This window comes from Altericista sp. CCNU0014 (genome assembly GCF_044923475.1).
GTDB lineage: Bacteria > Cyanobacteriota > Cyanobacteriia > Thermosynechococcales > Thermosynechococcaceae > JAAURS01.
This window is the reverse complement of the sequence record NZ_CP137338.1, coordinates 4735426-4753006: the sequence shown is the minus strand read 5'-3', so window position 1 is coordinate 4753006 and position 17581 is coordinate 4735426. Positions and strand designations below refer to the sequence as shown.

Below are 17581 nucleotides of genomic sequence, written 5' to 3'. Positions count from 1 at the left end.
TTAGCCGTCAGCGCGATTTCACAGCGCTATGATGTAACCAACAAATTCAATCGAGCCGTACAAAGGGGGAAGATTTTGATGCCACCTGTCGCATCCTAAATTAAACGACACCCACCGCCAATTCATGACCTACACGCACTCAGCAGAATTCCCCATTGTTTTTGACGCTCACCTCAAGGCAAAAGGCTTGTCTTTACAACCCCATCTCGACCTCCATCAAGCGTTGCAGGAGATGGGCCTCGCGATCGGCAGACCCACCCTAGTGATTATTGGGGGCGCGCAATTTTTTGGAGCCGTCGACGAGCGCGTCCGCAAGCTCTTCATCACTGTCCTCGCGCCGCTGGCCGAAAAATGGGGCGCAAACGTAATCGATGGCGGCACCAACGCTGGCGTGATGCGATTGATGGGGCAGGCGCGGTCGGAACTCAAGGCGACGTTCCCCCTCATTGGTGTCGTCCCAGCCGATCTCGCCGTCATCCCCCAAGACAGAAACGTTCCAGAGAATAAAGACGGCTGCTTAGAGCCCAATCACACGCACTTTTTTTTGGTTCCCGGCGAAGCGTGGGGCGACGAATCGCCCTGGCTCGCCGAAGTTGCGACAGCACTAGCAGGGGACGCCCCTTCAGTGACGGTTTTGATCAATGGCGGCGAAGTGACCTGGAAAGACGCTCGAGCTAACGTGGACGAAGATCGCGAGCTGATTGTCATCGAGGGAACTGGTAGAACTGCAGATCTATTAGCTTCAGCCGCTCGCGGGCGAGATACCGACGATCGCGCCACTTCTTTAATTCAGTCAGGACTAGTTAAAATTACAAATCTCAAAGAAAACAAAGCCGTATTATCTGCAATGATTGAAGATATTTTTCAGTATCGAAAAAGTCATCATCATGTTCAACAAGGCTTCTAGCGATCTGAGTTCTTTAAGTCAGCAAAACCCGCTCGACCCAGCCGCTACAAATATCAAGAAAGACTACGCGCAACAGCTTAGGGAGGAGTACGCTCAAGTCATCGATCGCCTCGAACTTGACGAGCAGCAGAAGAGATACTTGAAATCGCGCTGGTTGGATCAGGTTTTGTGGATGGACGGGCGGGCCAATCATGCCAGGAACTGGTACCGTCGGCTGCGTCTTACGAGCATTGTATTAGGCGTAATCGTCCCCATTCTAGTGACGGTTAACGTCGGCAAAGACCAAGTCAACGAAAAACTGTTGCGCGGCAGCGCCGTCGTACTGAGCAGCATTATTGCCATTAGCGCGGCAGTGGAAGAATTCAATCAATACGGCAAACGCTGGTACAGTTACCGCCGATCGGCAGAACTTCTCAAAACGAATGGCTGGCAGTTTTTCCAGAAAAGCGGGCAGTATCGAACCTACAAAACCCATCAAGAATCTTTTCCAATCTTTGTCGAGCAGGTAGAGGCCATCGTCCAGAGAGATGTGGAGATTTTTGTCACTGAGGGCATTAAAGCGGATCGAAAAGAAGAAGAAAAGTCAAAAGAAGCATAAAACTTTATCCCTCAAAAGCTTTCATCCACGACCACAATAAAGATTCTTTAAATTCTGGCGAGAGAAAAATATTTACCTAGTATTTTAAAGAAATATAAAGCCTTTCTTGAATTTTCTTTGAAATGAAACGGGAAATCCCTGGGTCAACGGATCTAGAAGATATTTTTATTTCCTACGCTCACGAAGATATTGAGTTTGCCAGCAAGCTCTCTGAAAGTCTTTTTCAAAATGGATACGCAACTTGGGGAGACTGGAAAATTGGGGGAGCCCACGAGTGGCGCAAGGAAGTTTGGCAAGCCCTTGAAAAAACAAATACATTTATTTTTATTATTACGCCAGAGGCAGTGAGTTCCGAAGAATGCCGCAAGGAGGCTGACTATGCTGAGGAGTGTCAAAAACGAATTATTCCAATTCTTTATCAAAATATTCCCGACTTTAAGTTATTGCATCCGGCTATAGAGCAGCACCAATGTATCAATTTTAGAGAATCGGATGACTTTCAAAAATCGCTGCAAATCTTAATCCGGGCGATCGAGACGGACTTGGCCTACGTTCGCCTCCACGCCCGCCTCTTGCAGCGCGCGCTCGATTGGGAGCGCGGCAATCAGGACGAAAGTTTTTTATTGCGCGGCAAAGACTTAGCCGCCGTTCGCCAACAGTTGGTGGAGAACGTCAAAAAAGAACCGCCGCTGAATCCGCTTCAAAAAGAATATTTCATTACGAGCGGTCTTGAGGAAAGCGCTAGATTGGAATCTGCCAGTCGAAAACAGCGCGTTGGGCTGGCAGTGACGGGAGCTTTATTGTTACTTGCGGTTGGCAGTAGCTTGTTTGGCTGGTACAGCTATCGAGTCGCCAAAAAAGAGACGATTAGAGCGACCCTCGCAAATTCCAAAATGCTCTTTGCCAGCGGCAAAGGATTCGACGCGCTCAAAATCGCCCTGCAATCTCACAGGCTGTATGCCAAGTCTCGCATCCCGTTGGGGAATTTACAGGAAGAGATTATCTCGACGCTTCAATACGCGGTCGGGTTCGTCCACGTCCCCTATAGCGTCGAAGAAAAGCATGCAGTCTACATTAACGACCTGGTTGCCAGTGCGGATGGTCGGCATGCGGCTTCATCGGATTCCGATGGGAAAGTCGTACTTTGGAAACTAGATGGCTCGTCCCGGACTTGTTTTGCGGGGAATCAAGCTGGCGTGTACGATTTAGCCTTTAGTCCCGATGGTCGAGTTTTAGCATCGGTCGGCAAGGAGGGGATTCTGAGGCTGTGCTATACCGACGGGCAGCCTGTGAAGACGCTGGATCGTCCCCACGATGGAAAAGGATGGGAAGTCAGTTTTAGTCCCGACGGAAAGTTTTTGGCGTCATCGGATAGCAGGGGACGCGTTTTCCTGCGCAAAGCAAATGGTACTTTCCTAAAGTCGCTCGGCGCAGAGGCAACGCCCAACGCTGAGGTAACTTACTTTAGTTTTAGTCCCAACAGCCAAACGCTCGCAACTGCCAGCAAGGATGGTACCGTCAAACTTTGGACGGTTGAGGGTCGCCTGCTGCGTTCCTTAACCGCTCGCAATTCCTTGCAAGCCCACAACGGCGCAGTCAAGCATTTAGCCTTCAGCCCGGATGGAAAAGTATTGGTCACTGCCGGAGCCGATCGCAAGATTCGCATCTGGACGTTAGCGGGAAAATTGCTCGAGACCCTCGATCGGCATAAAGACGTCGTCTCGAGAGTGGTGTTTAGCCCTGACGGCCAGGCGATCGCTTCGACGGGCTATGACAAGTCTGTCAATCTCTGGCGCAAAGATGGCACCTTAATCCAAACCTTAAGCGGCCCGGATTTCCACCGCGACATTGTAGACACCCTTGCATTTAGCCCTAACAGTCAATTTTTGCTCACGGGTAGCCGCGACAAAACGATCAAGCTTTGGAAGCAAGATGGTTCCTTTGTGGAAACCCTTCAGGGACATACGGATTGGGTCAAGCACGTAGCAGTCGTCCCCCATCAAAAGCTCCTCACTTTGGTATCGGGTGGCTTCGACAAAACAATACGGTTTTGGAAAATCGATCGTACGCTGGTGACGCGGATTGTGGGGCATCAGTCCACCGTGCAGCGCGTGGCTTTTAGTTCGGATGGGTCTTACCTCGCCTCCATCGATAACAATAACGCCTTAAAGCTATGGCGAGACGGCGTTCAACTCCCGCTGGCAGCAAAGGCGATCGCCGCAGCGTTCCATCCAGAACATCTGTTACTTGCCACTGGAGACGAGACGGGAAAAGTGACAGTATGGGAGCCTAAGGGGTCTACTTGGATTGGGAAGGACTTAGGCCAACAGTCTGGGGCGATCTATCAAATTAGATTTAGTCCTGACGGACTGATGTTAGCCACTGCGGGGAAAAATGGGGATGCGAGGCTATGGCCGGTGAAGGGAAAAAGTTCTATACCGCTCAAAGATGCGAAGTGGGTTGCTTCCAACACGATAACGGATATTCGCTTTAGCCCAGACGGCAAATTAGTGGCAACGGCTGACGACAGCGGACGCCTTCAGCTCTGGCAGACAGATGGCAAATATCTCAGGGATTTAGAGGGGCACAAACAAGCCGCATACCAAGTTAAATTCAGCCGCGATGGTGCTTTTGTCGTGGCGGCCAGTCGAGACAAGAAGGTTCAGCTCTGGAAAACAGATGGAACGGCGTTGCCGTTGGATGGAAAGGAGCCGCACGAAGGAGAAATTTGGGATGTCGATATCAGCCCGGACAGCCAACTCGTCGCATCGGCCAGTACCGACAACACCGTCAAGCTTTGGCAACCTTCGGGAGCCTTTATAAAAACGCTGAAAGGCCATGAAGCGGAGGTCAGACAGGTCAGCTTCAGCGCTGACGGTCAATTTCTGGCTTCAGCCAGCACGGACAATACCGTCAAAATTTGGAGGCGAGACGGAACGCTCTTTAAGACATTGCAAGGTCACAGCGCGCCCGTCATGCTGGCAAGTTTTAGTCCCAAAAATGACCTAATGTCTGCCGATGAGAGCGGCTCGATTCTATTGTGGCATTCTTGGAATTGGGACGTGCAGCAGTTGGTTGACTACGGCTGCGATCGCCTCAAGGACTACATCGCCCAACATCCCGACGAACCACCGTTATGCGATCGCCCCGGTCAAAGACACTCTAGCAGGGAAAAATGATGGAGGCTGGGTTTCAGTATTAAAGTTTATTTTTTTGGCAAAAAATAATCGGACAAGATGCATTTTTTCTGACTTTGTTTGTTTTCTTGGCAAAAGAGGGAATTTTAATACTATTGTCCGCAGCGTTCGATCGATTATGACTCCACCGCCGCAGTCTCAGTGCCAGGATTTACAGTCTCAGGTTCAGACGCTTCTAGAATTGCTGGTTCAAGAGCCTGCGTTACGATCGCAAGACATCACAACCGTCCAGAGTTCTCTACGCAAGGTCATTTCCCCTACATTTGAGATTGTTTTTGCAGGAGCTTTCAGCGCAGGCAAGTCGATGCTCATCAACGCACTGCTGGAACGCAAATTACTCTACAGTGCGGAAGGTCATGCTACTGGGACGGAGTGCCAAATTGCCTATGCCGAACCTGATCGAGAGCGGGTGGTGCTGACGTTTTTGAGTCGGACTGAAATTGTAGAACAGGCTTCGGTATTGGTTCAACGATTAGGGCTATCGTTCGCAGGTAGCCTTGAACCAGATGATGCGGTTAATTCTCTGAGGCAGCAGTGTGGAAGCATCATTCAGGCTGAAGGAGGAGAGAACCGCTCTGAATTGGCAAAGCAGGCCAGTGCGCTCAAGTTTTTGCTTGAGGGTTATCAGAACAATCGCGATCGCATTCAGCCTCAAAGCAATGCGACTTATCCGATGGAGCAGTTCAACTTCGGTACGCTCCAAGAAGCGGCCAGTTATGCCCGTCGCGGCAGCAATAGCGCGGTGCTAAAGCGGATCGAATATTACTGTCACCACGACCTGCTCAAAGACGGCAACGTCTTGATTGACACCCCAGGCATTGATGCTCCCGTCAAACGCGATGCTGAACTTACCTATGACAAAATCAAAGATCCCGATACCTCGGCGGTTATTTGTGTCCTGAAGGCGGCTGAAACTGGAGAACTGACTAGCGAAGAAACAGCCCTCTTAGAAACCATGCAGTCTAATGCTGGCATCCGCGATCGCGTGTTTTACGCCTTTAATCGAGTAGATAAGACGTGGTACAACGCTCAGTTACGGCAACGGCTGGAAAGCTTGATTCACGAACAGTTTCAGGATACAACGCGAGTTTATAAAACCAGTGGGCTATTGGGTTTTTACGGCAGTCAGCTTCGGCAAACCAATCGAGGCGATCGCTTTGGTTTGGACTCTATTTTTATCGAAGAACTTCGCGGGCAGCTCGGACAAGAAGAAGCGCCGTTATTTGTGACGGAGTTCAACAACTATTGTGCATCTGGGAAACTGGTGGGCAGTACGCTACGGCCAGAAGTGCGCGGTTATGAGTTACCTAATGAAAACTACGTTCGTATTTTGTCAGAGTGCGGTACGCCGTTGGTGGATGAACTTATCAAAGATAGCGGTATTGAAACGTTTCGATCTGCTATTACGCGCTATCTTACGGAAGAAAAGCGGCCTCAGCTTTTTGCTAGCTTAGCCGACGATCTTCAGCCGTTATGTATTGCGCTTCGTAAAACCTATATTGAGGCTTGGCAATACTGCGATCGCCAGCCCCGCGATATAGATGCGATGAAGGAGCAGGAGCTACAGCAGCTCGTCCAAGATCTTGAACGGGTAGGAGATGAGTTTCGCACTCACCTTGAGCAAGAGCTAAACGAAGTGGTTGCCAGCAATCTCAATCAGGCATTTGAGGCAGATTTTCGGAAGCTTCAGGCATTGATGGTAGCGCAGCTTGATGAATTACTGAAAGGGTTTTCGGTTGCGGCGGTACATCGGCAGGCTCAGACCAGCCATAGACGGAATTCGGTAGTGCCGCTGTTGGGAATTTTGGCAGAAGCTTTTTACTACTTAGCCAATGGCCTAGAACTGGTCTTGGAGAATTCCGCGCAGGAAATTGTCTCTAATTTCTTCCGAGATTTGCTGGCACAAGTTAAAAAACAAGGCTACTACCGCGATCTTTATCGCATATTAGGGGATGACAGCGGGATAGAGCAGCGTTTGCATCAGCTTCAGGAGCAGGTCTGTCACGCAATTCGAAATGAAGCGAGGACGGAGTGCGATCGCTATGTGCGTGAGCGTCCCGATTTTTTTGCAGAAGGTACGGCTTCGATTTTTCAACTTCGTCAGACTTTACAGCAGTCGTGCAAGGGCTACGACTATCAAAGCATGATTGAAGCTGAACCTGCGATTCGTCAGCTACTGAAGCTAGATTTTGAGCAAAAGGTAAAGGAGACGGTGGTGTTTACCTTTCGCCAAACCATTAACCAAACCTTGAACAGCCATTTACTTGATACGGCTGAAGAACTGGCTGACTCTGTAATTCAAAAGTACGAGCAGGCAAGACTGTACCTTGCTAAAACACTAGAAAAGGAAGCACAGGAAAAAATTGTAGCTATTCAGCAGCAGCAGGAAGCAGTCGAACATAATATCGAAACCTACAACCAAGCTATTTCAGAAGTTAATCTTTGCCTAGAGAAAATGCTACTGGATCGCAAAAAGCTTCCTGAGATTCAAAAACATGATTTAACCTTAACTTTTAGCAACAGTGAAGGCAGTGACAGTCATTAAGAAACTCATTCTGAAACGCAAAATTCAGGATTGGTTTGAAGCATAAGTATTTTTGGAGAGTAATTATATGGTAAAAATTCAGCTGTCTGAAAAAGACGTAGTTTCGTTTGAAGATTTTAAGCCACTTGGGTTATCTCGAACGAATAAATTTAGCGCATTTCAAGAAAAATTAGAAGACTTTTTAAAGCGTTATGGCCTAGGCAATGAAGATTTACTTAGGAATGGAATAAAATGTGAAATCTTGCAGCTAGGCAGTCAAGAATGGCAACAAGGACATTTAAGAATTAGGGTTGAATTTTCTCCTGAACTGAAAGACGAAAATTCAGATCTCAACAAATTTAGAGATAGTGAAATTTAATTTTTGCAAACTAAGGCAATCAAATTATGCGACAAGAGATTAAAAAATTGAACAAAGATGACATAATGCGTGACATTAATCCAAATTTTTTTGGGTTTAGCTAAAACATTTAAAATTAGTGATTTAATTGCTCATATTCAGACTATTTTTCGAGAGAAAACCCAATATAGCTGCAATATTTGTGACGATAGAGGACATTCCTGTGAAATCCTCCAAGAGAGTGGAGGTGGGTGGCAAACAGGCAAAATTAAAATCTCCTTTGAACTTTTAACTGAAGTAGAAGACGTAGAACCTATACAGGAAGATTTGTCTCTAAAAAAGGATGAATTCTCCGTGCTTGACGAACTTAGGCAGCTTAACTCATAAGGCAAATTTCAATAAAAGATCACTCTTATCTTCAAGATTTTGATGAAGAAGATTTAATTTCTTTTGAAAACAAAGATAAAATCTTTAGAATCAGCAAACTCAACAATAACTGTCGTAAATCTATTAAAAATAATGGAGAAGCTGCGCAGGGTTTCTACACCACACTTTCTAGGTCAATCATTGCTTCACAGCAATGATTGACTCAAGGTGTTGAATGTGAGATTTTGAGGCTTGGCGAAAAGCAGTGGGAAAAAGGTCGAATTAAAGAGCGAGTTATCGTTTAGTTTGATCCTGATAAAGAGATAAAATTACCATCGGAGTTAGATGCATTTCGAGATGAGGACGCGCCAATTCAATAATTCAATTTAAGAGATAAAAGTGTTTTCAGGACTACAAACTCTAGAGCTGATGAACGTTCCGCAACTATTGATCGAGAAGTGTTAAATTTACTAGATGAACCCGAAGCTCGGTGATGATTGCTCCATGAGTAAAACGCCACGAATCTCAATTCCGCCAGAAGCTCGGCAATATGTATTAGAGCGCGATCGCTTCCAGTGTCAGAGCTGCGGAAAAGCGGCTCGGCAAACGCATCTCCATATCGACCACATCATTCCCCTTGCCAAAGGTGGCACCAATGACCTCAGCAACCTGCATACGCTTTGCTGGCGCTGTAACTTGAGCAAAGGCGATCGCATCGATCCTCGCTTTGAGCGTCTCTACAGCGGATCGTAGGTTCATTCAACAGTATCTTTACAGTGTCGATTCTTAATAAACCTCAATCGAGATCGTGGCGCTGAGGCATGTCATGGGAGCGATCGCATATTGACAGCCATCCAGTTTAAGATTGTATGACCCTGGCGATTCTCAAACAGTTGTAACGTTTGCCGTGGCCCTGCGATCTTCTCCAAATCATCAGCCTCCCCCAACAGCCAAAGTTCCTGCAACGCCGAGCGCAACCCAAGCTCGGCAAAAAGTACCCTTGCGGTTTATTTTGGTGGTTCCCTACGTGGTTCAGTTAGCCGCAGCGGTATCGTTGGTGGGTTGGCTCTCGTTTCAGCAAGGGCAGAATGCCGTCAAACAAGTGGCCGCTCAACTGCGCCTTGGGTTGGTGCGCCAGATCGGCCATCACCTCGAAGACATGCTGACCGAACCCACTCAAATCAATCAGATCAACCTTGCCGTTACGGAGATTGGCGCGCTAAAGTTCGACGATTCAGATCGACTGGGCCGATTGTTTCACCGACAGCTCCAAACCTTTCCCCATGTCGGCTATATCAACTACGCCACCGAACGGAACCACTTTATTGGCGCAGAACGTCAAAGCGATGGAAAAATTGTTCTCCTGCAATCGCGTCAGGATGACCCCACTCGGTTTTTAAACTATCAGTTAGATACCGCTGGGCGGAAGCTCGATCTCTACGAAACTTACGACCCCATTTCGGTTAAAGAAGAAGGTTGGTATGCCCAAGCAGCCAAAGCCGGAAAACCGATCTGGACTTCCATTTATCAATGGCAGCAACGACCCGAGGTCCTTTCCATTTCCGCCAGCATTCCCATTTACGATCGCTCGAATGCGTTGCAAGGCGTATTAGGCGTCGATTTAATCCTGTCGCAGATCGGGGAGTTTTTACACAATCTCAAGAAAACGCCTCGGGCAAAGGCGATCGTGCTAGAGCGCAATGGCATGCTAATTGCAAATTCGGAGAAGGAACCGCCCTACCTCAACCTGAAAGGGAAAATTACCCGCAAGCCAGCCACAGCCAGCGTCGATCCGTTGATGAGCGCTGCTGCCAAGTTCTTGCAACAGCACTTTAGTTCTCTCAATTCCATTCAATCCCACCAGCAACTCGCGTTTAGATTCGGTGGAGAAACTCAGTACATTCAGCTTTTTCCCTGGAAGGACGCTGCTGGACTCGATTGGCTGGTAATGATTGTCATCCCAGAGTCGGATTTGCTCGGTGAAATGCAGGCTAGCGCGTTGTACATCGCTTTAGTTTCGCTGGCTGCATTAGCTGTGGCGGTCGCATTGGGGTTGTTTACGTCTCACAGAATCGTGCAGGCCGTACGGCGGTTGGGACAGGCCAGTCAGGCGATCGCCGACGGCCAGCTCGACTACACCATCGTCCCGTCTCGGATTCGCGAAATGTCCAACCTGTCCGCCATCTTTAACCGGATGGCCGAACAGTTACGCAGCGCCTTTGAGGGTCTCGAACTGCGCGTGGAAGAACGGACTCTGTCTCTGCGTCAGGCGGAAGAAAAATTCCGCAGTATTTTTGAAAACGCCAGCGACGGGATCTATCAAACCACCCCTGAAGGTCGCTATCAGAGCGCAAACCTGGCTCTGGCGCGACTTTATGGCTATGCCTCCGCCGAAGCTCTCATCGCCACCATTCAAAACATTCCCCAACAACTCTACGTCGACCCAGAGCGCCGCAATGACTTCGTCCGCGATATAGAAGTCCGGGGCCATGTCACGGCCTTCGAGGCCCAAGTGTACCGTCAAGATGGTTCCATTATCTGGATTTCAGAAAATGCCCGCGCCGTCAAAAACAGCCAGGGCAATTTACTGTACTACGAAGGCATTGTGACCGATATCACCCGGCGCAAACTCGCCGAAGATGCACTGCGGGACAGCGAGCAAAAACTGCGACAGCAAAATGAAGCGTTGGTCCAACTTGCCAAAAACCGCGCTGTGAGCGAGGGGCGCCTGCAAGAAGCGCTCCAGGAAATTGCCGACACTGCTGCCGATTTATTTGCCATCGCTCGCGTCAGCATTTGGTTGTACGAACTAGACCCCGCTCGGGTCACTTGTACGCTGCTACAGGATGGCGACATGCAGGTTCAGACCCCCAACCTATCGCTGCATCAGTCCGACTGCCCGAAGTTCTTCGAAGCAATTATGGCCGAGCCGTGGATTGCAGCATCAGACATCGAACGCGAACCGCGATTGGGAAAAGCGGTTCCCATCTACTTAATTCCCAACCGGATTACCGCGCTGTTGGCGGTTGCGATTAGCGTGAGCAACCAGTTTTTGGGGATGCTCTGCCTGGAGGAGCGTGGCGGCCCGCGCGAGTGGTCGTTGGAAGAAGAAGGGTTTGCCAGATCGCTAGCTGACTTAATCGCGCTAGCCTTGGAAGCCCGCGATCGCAAGCAGGCGGAACTCGCCCTCTCTCAGGCCAAGGAATTGGCCGAAAGCGCCAATCAATCCAAAAGCCAATTTCTGTCCAACATGAGCCACGAGCTGCGAACCCCCCTCAACGCCGTGATCGGCTTTACCCAAATTTTGCAGCGAGACAGCTCCCTCAACCCAGACCAGCAACAATACATCAACATCATCAACCGCAGCGGCGAGCATCTGTTGGGGCTGATCAATAGCGTTTTGGAAATGTCCAAAATCGAATCGGGCAGCATGAGCTTGGAGGAAAACGACTTTGACGTCAGCCGCTTGTTGGCGACCGTTGAAAGTATGTTTCGGTTCAAGGCCAGCGATCGAGGCATTGAACTCAACATCGAATGCGCGAATCAGGTGCCCTGCTACCTTCGCGCCGATGAAGGGAAGCTGCGTCAAGTCCTCATCAATCTCATGGGAAACGCTATTAAATTCACAAAAAGCGGCCACGTTACGGTGCGCCTCAACAGCCAAAACAGGGTTCCTGAAGAGGATGCAACCGCACCCTCGATCTGGCTCTGGGTTGAAGTTGAGGATACGGGTCCCGGTATTGCGCCTGAAGAGCTAGAACTGTTGTTCCAGGCGTTCCGCCAGACGGAGACGGGCCGCAAATCCCAGCAGGGTTCGGGGTTGGGGCTATCCATCAGCCGTCGCTTTGTGGAACTCATGGGCGGACAGCTTCAGGTTCGCAGTACGGTCGGCAAGGGCACTATTTTTTCTTTTCAAGTTGCTGCAACGCGACTGGAGTTTCTCAAAGAAAGCGGCGATCGCCCGGGTCCCCGTATTATCGGCATCGCGCCCCATCAACCCACCTGTCGCATTCTGATCGTGGACGATCGGCCAGAAAATCGCTTGGTTCTGGTTAAATTGCTCGACCCCCTGGGGTTTGAGGTAGCAGAGGCAGAAAACGGTCAAGAGGCAGTCGATCTCAGCCAGTCCTGGCAACCCCACTTAATTTTGATGGATATGCGCATGCCCGTGATGGACGGTTACGAAGCCACGCGGCAGATCAAAGCGCTGCGCGTTGTCGGTCAGCCCGCCATTATCGCGCTAACCGCCAGCGCCTTTGACGAAGAGCGCAATCTGATTTTGCACACGGGCTGCGATGACTTTGTTGCCAAGCCCTTCCGCGAGGCATTACTGCTGTCCAAAATTGCGGAGTATACAGGCCTAGAGTATATCTATGAAGCAGCCTCGCCGACACCGACGCCGAGCTCGGGAACGGACGTTGCCGCAGCAGTGTTTGCGGCAGACGTTGCCGCGCTCGTCGCGCAGATGCCCCTAGATTGGCAACAGGCTGTTTACCAAGCAGCCTGCCGCGGCGATGACGACACCCTGCTTCAGCTCGTCGTAGAAATGCCTGAGGAGAGCCAAGCCGCGGCAAGGACGATGGTGAATTGGGTCAATAACTTTCAATTTGAATTAATCATGCAACTCATGCAAAGTTTGGGACTGGAGGGCAAATGAGCAGTACGCTAGGCGACATTTTAGTTGTTGACGATCAGCCTGTAAATGTGCGCTTGCTGGCGACGATGCTGTCCCAACTGGGTTACAAGGTTCGCAAAGCAACCAGTGGAGAGATGGCGTTGACTGCTATCCATGCCGAGCCGCCAGATTTGATTTTGCTAGATATCACGATGCCCCAGATGGATGGCTACGAGCTGTGCGAGATCCTCAAAAAGAATCCTCAAACGGCTGAAATACCTGTCATTTTTGTCAGCGCGTTGGATGAGTCGATGGACAAGACCAAAGCGTTTGAGGTGGGTGCGGCGGACTACGTGGCGAAGCCGTTTCAATGGGCAGAGGTGCAGGCCCGCGTCAAGACGCAGTTGGCCCTCCGCCAGCTTCAACAGCTACCCCCAACCTCAAACTTTGCGGAGTTACAGTCCGCACTGTGGGCTGAGTCAATGCCTGCGATCGCCCATTTTGAGTTTGCCGCTTTACCCTCTGCCAGTTTCAGCGTTGAGTTGTTCGATTGGCAACCCTGCAGTCCCGATACGCTTCATTTGACGCTGGCACGTTCTGAGTCCGGTTCGCCGTTGTCTGCGATTTTGCTGGCCGAGGTTCGCGGGCTTTTCAAGGGCTTGAGTTTAGAAAATTCGCTTCAGGAACGGTTTCAACGCGCGCTGGCTTTGATGGAACCCGACCTTCAAGGCACTGGGGACAGGTTGCGGCTGTTTCACGGGGAGTTGCATGGGGACGATCGCCGCGCGCTTTCCTACGTCGCGCGGGGATATACGCTTGCGTTAGTCCGACAGCAGATTGCTACTGCTCGAGCGGCTGCGGCAACTCTGGCGTTTGAACCGGGCGATCGCCTTTTTATCTTCAGCGCGGATCTTCAGTCTGCCCACCTGCAATTGACCGAGTCTTTGATGAGTTGCGATCGACATTGGACGGATTCTACTTCTTCAGCCGCGATGTTTCAGCAAGTTGCAGCGGAGTTAAAGGGGGCGACCGGGTATGAAGGGTCGATCCTGATGCTGTATTGCCCACCCTAGAATGCAGTCTCTAGGGCTAACCTCTCACCAGTTCTACTGCATCGCGACCGTCGGTTTCTTGCAGAAATACCTTTACTTTTTCATCGCGTGCGGTGGGCAGCACTTTGCCGACAAAGTCCGGGTGAATGGGTAATTCCCGATGTCCGCGATCGATGAGGACAACCAACTGAATCAAGCTGGGACGACCGTAGTCGTGGATGGCGTTAAGCGCTGCCCGTACGGTACGACCGCTGTAAATCACATCGTCTACGAGCACCACTGTTTTGCCCGTCAAATCCGTGGGGAGGTCGGTTTTGCCGGGGGTTCGCACGGTGATGCGATCTAAATCGTCGCGATAAAAGGTAATGTCCAAGGCTCCCACGGGAACCCGAACCTGCTCTAAGTGCTCGATTTGCTGTGCCAAAAGCTTGGCGAGTGGCAAACCGTGGGTGAGGACGCCCAGAATCACGAGTCGATCTAACTGACGGCAGCGTTCCACCACCTGGGAGGCCAAGCGCGTAATCGTGCGCCGTAGCTCTCGATCGCTCAATATTTCAACAATGGTGGCGGTCATGTGTTTTGCACCTGAGAGAAAAAGTGGTTTCGATCGTCCCTTGGCCAGGAATGCTGCCATTTCTTGATTTTAGTATTTTCTCTCGATCGACAGATGGAAGCGATCGATGACTTAAATCAACGCAGTTCAACGACCTATGATGCGTTGAGGAATGCGATCGCGACGACGGAGACGCTCAATCAAACCACGCGCTACGGCTATGATGCGCTTAATCGCCTGATTACCCAAACGGATCCGCTGAAGGGTTTGACCCAGTATGACTGCGATGCAAACAGGAATTTGCTCTGGCTGACGGATCCAGAGAAGAATCGAACGACCTATGAATACGATCGCCTGAATCGTTTAATCGAGGACAAAAATACGACGGACAGGGCCTTGAGCGACCAGCAAGGCTCTGTCCGCGATGTGATTAATAGCCAGGGACAAATCCTGCATCACCTTATATGACAGCTTGAGAAATCCAACTGGATTTCACCGAGTACTTCAAGCTGGCTTAGGAAGAACGATCGCATTGTTCTCCTAAATCTGCGATTGCAACCAATCACTCAGATCCGAGGGTTGCGAGAAATCCAACAGAGCTTCGCCGAGTTCTTCAAGTTGAGTCAGCGAAAGCGATCGAATTTGGGCCTCACCTTCAGGGGCGATCGTGCCCACACGACGGGTAAGAAGCCGCAAAACCAGATCGAGTTCCCCTAGCATCTTGCCCCTAGCCTCACCTCTAGCCTCACCTCTAGCCTCACCTCTAGCCTCACCTCTAGCCTCACCTCTAGCCTCAGCTTCAGCCTCAATTTCTTGATAAATCACAGACTCTCGCATAACGTCGCTCCGCAATATTCGATGAATCACCGCTTTCTCTAATAATAAACCAGCCAGAATGGCGCTCGCCGCCGCGACATTACTCTGCGATCGCTTGTCTGAAATCTCGTCCACCCTCCGAGCCACTTCCCTTAAAACATCCATTCGTTCATTGGTCTGGCTCAAAACCGCAAAAGGTAATAAGCCTGGGGAAGAAAGAAAAATCTCTGTTGGCTGCTCCCACAACCGTATAACTTCAAATTCATGTCGCAGACCGGGTAACTCAAAATGGGTTTGATAAACCCTTGCAGACTGGGTTGGCCTCAAATAAATCACAATCTGCCGCATCTGCTTGTTGGGGTAGCGGCGAAATCCTCTGAGCCTGTAATCCGTCATCCTAAAACCTATTTCAGGGTCAGGATCTGTCTGAAATTCGATATGGGCTAATAAATCTTTTGACTCCAAGAAAATGACTGCATCAGCCCGAATTGGTTCGGCGAACAATTCTGAAGGCTCCAGTTTTGTTAACTCAGTCGGAGCACCCAATAACCAAGTTGCGATATCTACGCTGAAGTTCTCAGCAATAAATTTACAGGTGTTATCAAAGGGCATGAGTACAGAGGAAAGAGACTAAGGGCATAGTTTACCGCGAAATTGTATTTTCCTCGTTTTAGGGAGAAATTGATTTCTAGCGCACAGCCTTAGCTCAGAAATCCTCTATTGTGGGGAAAGAAAAAACTGCATCGCCCCCAACCTGCGCCCAGACATTCAATTGTGAGGAGTTTTCATGAGTTATCGCATGAGTCGCCGTGCCTACGCGGAAACCTTTGGGCCAACCGTCGGCGATCGCATTCGTCTGGCCGACACCGAGCTGTTCGTTGAAGTCGAACAGGACTACACCACCTACGGCGACGAAGTGAAATTTGGCGGTGGCAAAGTGATTCGAGACGGCATGGGGCAATCTCCCATTACCAACAAAGACGGTGCCGTAGATACCGTAATTACCAACGCGCTCATTCTGGACTGGTGGGGCATCGTCAAAGCCGATATCGGCATCAAAGACGGACAGATTGCAGCGATCGGCAAAGCAGGTAATCCTTACATTCAAGACAACGTCAATATCATCATCGGCCCCGGCACCGAGGCGATCGCCGGAGAAGGACTCATCCTCACCGCAGGCGGCATCGATACCCACATTCACTTCATTTGCCCCCAGCAGATCGAAGTGGCGATCGCCTCGGGCATCACCACCATGATTGGCGGCGGCACGGGTCCCGCCGCTGGCACCAGCGCCACCACCTGCACCCCTGGCCCCTGGCACATGCACCGCATGCTTCAAGCCGCAGATGCCTTTCCCATGAACATCGGCTTTCTTGGCAAAGGCAATAGCGCCCAACCCGACGGACTCGAAGAACAGGTCGAAGCAGGTGCAATGGGACTCAAACTCCACGAAGACTGGGGAACCACCCCCGCCGCCATCGATACCTGCCTCAGCGTCGCCGACGACTACGACGTCCAAGTCGCCATCCACACCGACACCCTCAACGAAGCCGGATTTGTCGAAGACACCATCGCCGCCTTCAAAGGGCGCGTCATTCACACCTACCACACCGAAGGCGCGGGAGGCGGCCACGCCCCGGACATCATCAAAGTCTGCGCTGAAGCCAACGTCCTGCCTTCTTCCACCAATCCCACGCGACCCTACACCCTCAACACCCTCGACGAGCACCTGGATATGCTCATGGTGTGTCACCACCTCGACCCCAACATTCCCGAAGATATCTCCTTTGCCGAGTCCCGCATCCGCCGCGAAACCATTGCCGCCGAAGATATCCTCCACGATCTAGGCGCCTTCAGCATGATTTCATCGGACTCTCAAGCCATGGGCCGCATTGGGGAAGTAATTATTCGCACCTGGCAGACAGGGCACAAAATGAAAGTGCAGCGCGGATCCTTAGCCCAAGACTCCGAACGCAACGACAACTTCCGCGCCAAGCGTTATATCGCCAAGTACACTATCAACCCTGCTATCACCCACGGTATTGCTAACCATGTCGGCTCCGTGGAAGTGGGCAAACTGGCAGATCTGTGTCTGTGGCGACCTGCCATGTTTGGCGTAAAGCCCGAGATGGTCCTCAAAGGTGGCGCGATCGCTTGGGCGCAAATGGGCGACGCCAACGCCAGCATCCCCACGCCACAACCCGTCCACATGCGCCCGATGTTTGGCAGCTACGGCGGGGCGATGGCAGCAACATCGCTGACTTTTGTTTCAAAGGCTGCCCTCAAGCGCGATATTCCTGAAAAACTGAACCTGCAAAAGCAGGCGGTGGCTGTATCGGGCATTCGCAAGCTGACCAAGCGCGACATGAAGCTTAATGATGCCATGCCGCACATGGAAGTCAACCCTGAAACCTACGAAGTCCGTGCCGATGGGGAACTCCTTACCTGCGAACCCGCAACGGTACTGCCCATGGCCCAACGGTATTTCCTGTTTTAGCTTCTGGACGGGAAGCCCCGCGCTGTACTGTACTCAGATCGGCGTCGGGTACTTCACGTATTCTCTGTAATTTTGGGCAAACTGACATTATGAGCTTG

Annotated in this window: 14 protein-coding genes; 12 read left to right on the top strand and 2 right to left on the bottom strand. The window is 50.7% G+C overall.

Annotation, left to right across the window (positions count from 1 at the left end):
* The first annotated feature begins 124 nt into the window (after nt 1-124).
* The 10 genes from R6H26_RS22665 to R6H26_RS22620 all read left to right on the top strand — a co-directional run bounded on the left by R6H26_RS22665 (nt 125) and on the right by R6H26_RS22620 (nt 13638).
* On the top strand, nt 125-907 hold the full coding sequence (locus R6H26_RS22665; RefSeq protein ID WP_404785767.1) for a hypothetical protein: 783 nt from the start codon (nt 125-127) through the stop codon (nt 905-907).
* Complete coding sequence (locus R6H26_RS22660; RefSeq protein ID WP_404785765.1) at nt 888-1505, top strand: DUF4231 domain-containing protein; 618 nt, start codon at nt 888-890, stop codon at nt 1503-1505. The genes R6H26_RS22665 and R6H26_RS22660 overlap by 20 nt, the downstream gene beginning before the upstream one ends.
* Before the next feature lie 122 nt (nt 1506-1627).
* Nucleotides 1628-4684: a toll/interleukin-1 receptor domain-containing protein gene (locus tag R6H26_RS22655; protein ID WP_404785763.1), complete on the top strand. Its 3057-nt coding sequence runs from the start codon at nt 1628-1630 to the stop codon at nt 4682-4684.
* Between the two features lie 136 nt (nt 4685-4820).
* A complete protein-coding gene (locus R6H26_RS22650) occupies nt 4821-7247 on the top strand; it encodes a dynamin family protein (protein WP_404785761.1) in 2427 nt (808 codons plus the stop codon).
* 67 nt (nt 7248-7314) lie between these two features.
* Nucleotides 7315-7605 carry a KGK domain-containing protein gene (locus R6H26_RS22645; RefSeq protein WP_404785759.1) on the top strand — a complete coding sequence of 97 codons (291 nt, stop codon included), beginning with the start codon at nt 7315-7317 and terminating at the stop codon, nt 7603-7605.
* Nucleotides 7606-7674: 69 nt separating this feature from the next.
* Nucleotides 7675-7971 (top strand): KGK domain-containing protein, encoded by a 297-nt coding sequence (locus R6H26_RS22640; RefSeq protein ID WP_404785757.1) that lies wholly within the window; start codon nt 7675-7677, stop codon nt 7969-7971.
* A gap of 197 nt (nt 7972-8168) precedes the next feature.
* Nucleotides 8169-8255, top strand: coding sequence for a KGK domain-containing protein (locus R6H26_RS22635; protein ID WP_404791422.1), 87 nt, complete (start codon nt 8169-8171; stop codon nt 8253-8255).
* A 199-nt stretch (nt 8256-8454) separates the two neighbouring features.
* Nucleotides 8455-8703, top strand: coding sequence for an HNH endonuclease (locus R6H26_RS22630; protein WP_404785755.1), 249 nt, complete (start codon nt 8455-8457; stop codon nt 8701-8703).
* A 112-nt stretch (nt 8704-8815) separates the two neighbouring features.
* Entirely contained in the window at nt 8816-12607 is a 3792-nt protein-coding gene (locus R6H26_RS22625; RefSeq protein WP_404785754.1) for an ATP-binding protein, read from the top strand.
* Nucleotides 12604-13638, top strand: coding sequence for a response regulator (locus R6H26_RS22620; RefSeq protein WP_404785753.1), 1035 nt, complete (start codon nt 12604-12606; stop codon nt 13636-13638). The genes R6H26_RS22625 and R6H26_RS22620 overlap by 4 nt, the downstream gene beginning before the upstream one ends.
* A gap of 16 nt (nt 13639-13654) precedes the next feature.
* Here R6H26_RS22620 and pyrR read toward each other — a convergent pair whose 3' ends face one another.
* Nucleotides 13655-14191 (bottom strand): bifunctional pyr operon transcriptional regulator/uracil phosphoribosyltransferase PyrR, encoded by a 537-nt coding sequence (gene pyrR, locus R6H26_RS22615; protein WP_404785751.1) that lies wholly within the window; start codon nt 14189-14191, stop codon nt 13655-13657.
* Nucleotides 14192-14254: 63 nt separating this feature from the next.
* Here pyrR and R6H26_RS22610 point away from each other — a divergent pair, with 63 nt between their 5' ends.
* Nucleotides 14255-14638 (top strand): hypothetical protein, encoded by a 384-nt coding sequence (locus tag R6H26_RS22610; protein ID WP_404785749.1) that lies wholly within the window; start codon nt 14255-14257, stop codon nt 14636-14638.
* Between the two features lie 72 nt (nt 14639-14710).
* Here the strand turns inward: R6H26_RS22610 and R6H26_RS22605 are convergent, their stop codons facing one another.
* Nucleotides 14711-15598 (bottom strand): Rpn family recombination-promoting nuclease/putative transposase, encoded by an 888-nt coding sequence (locus tag R6H26_RS22605; RefSeq protein WP_404785748.1) that lies wholly within the window; start codon nt 15596-15598, stop codon nt 14711-14713.
* A gap of 175 nt (nt 15599-15773) precedes the next feature.
* Here R6H26_RS22605 and ureC point away from each other — a divergent pair, with 175 nt between their 5' ends.
* Nucleotides 15774-17483: an urease subunit alpha gene (ureC, locus tag R6H26_RS22600; protein ID WP_404785746.1), complete on the top strand. Its 1710-nt coding sequence runs from the start codon at nt 15774-15776 to the stop codon at nt 17481-17483.
* The last annotated feature ends 98 nt before the right edge of the window (nt 17484-17581 follow it).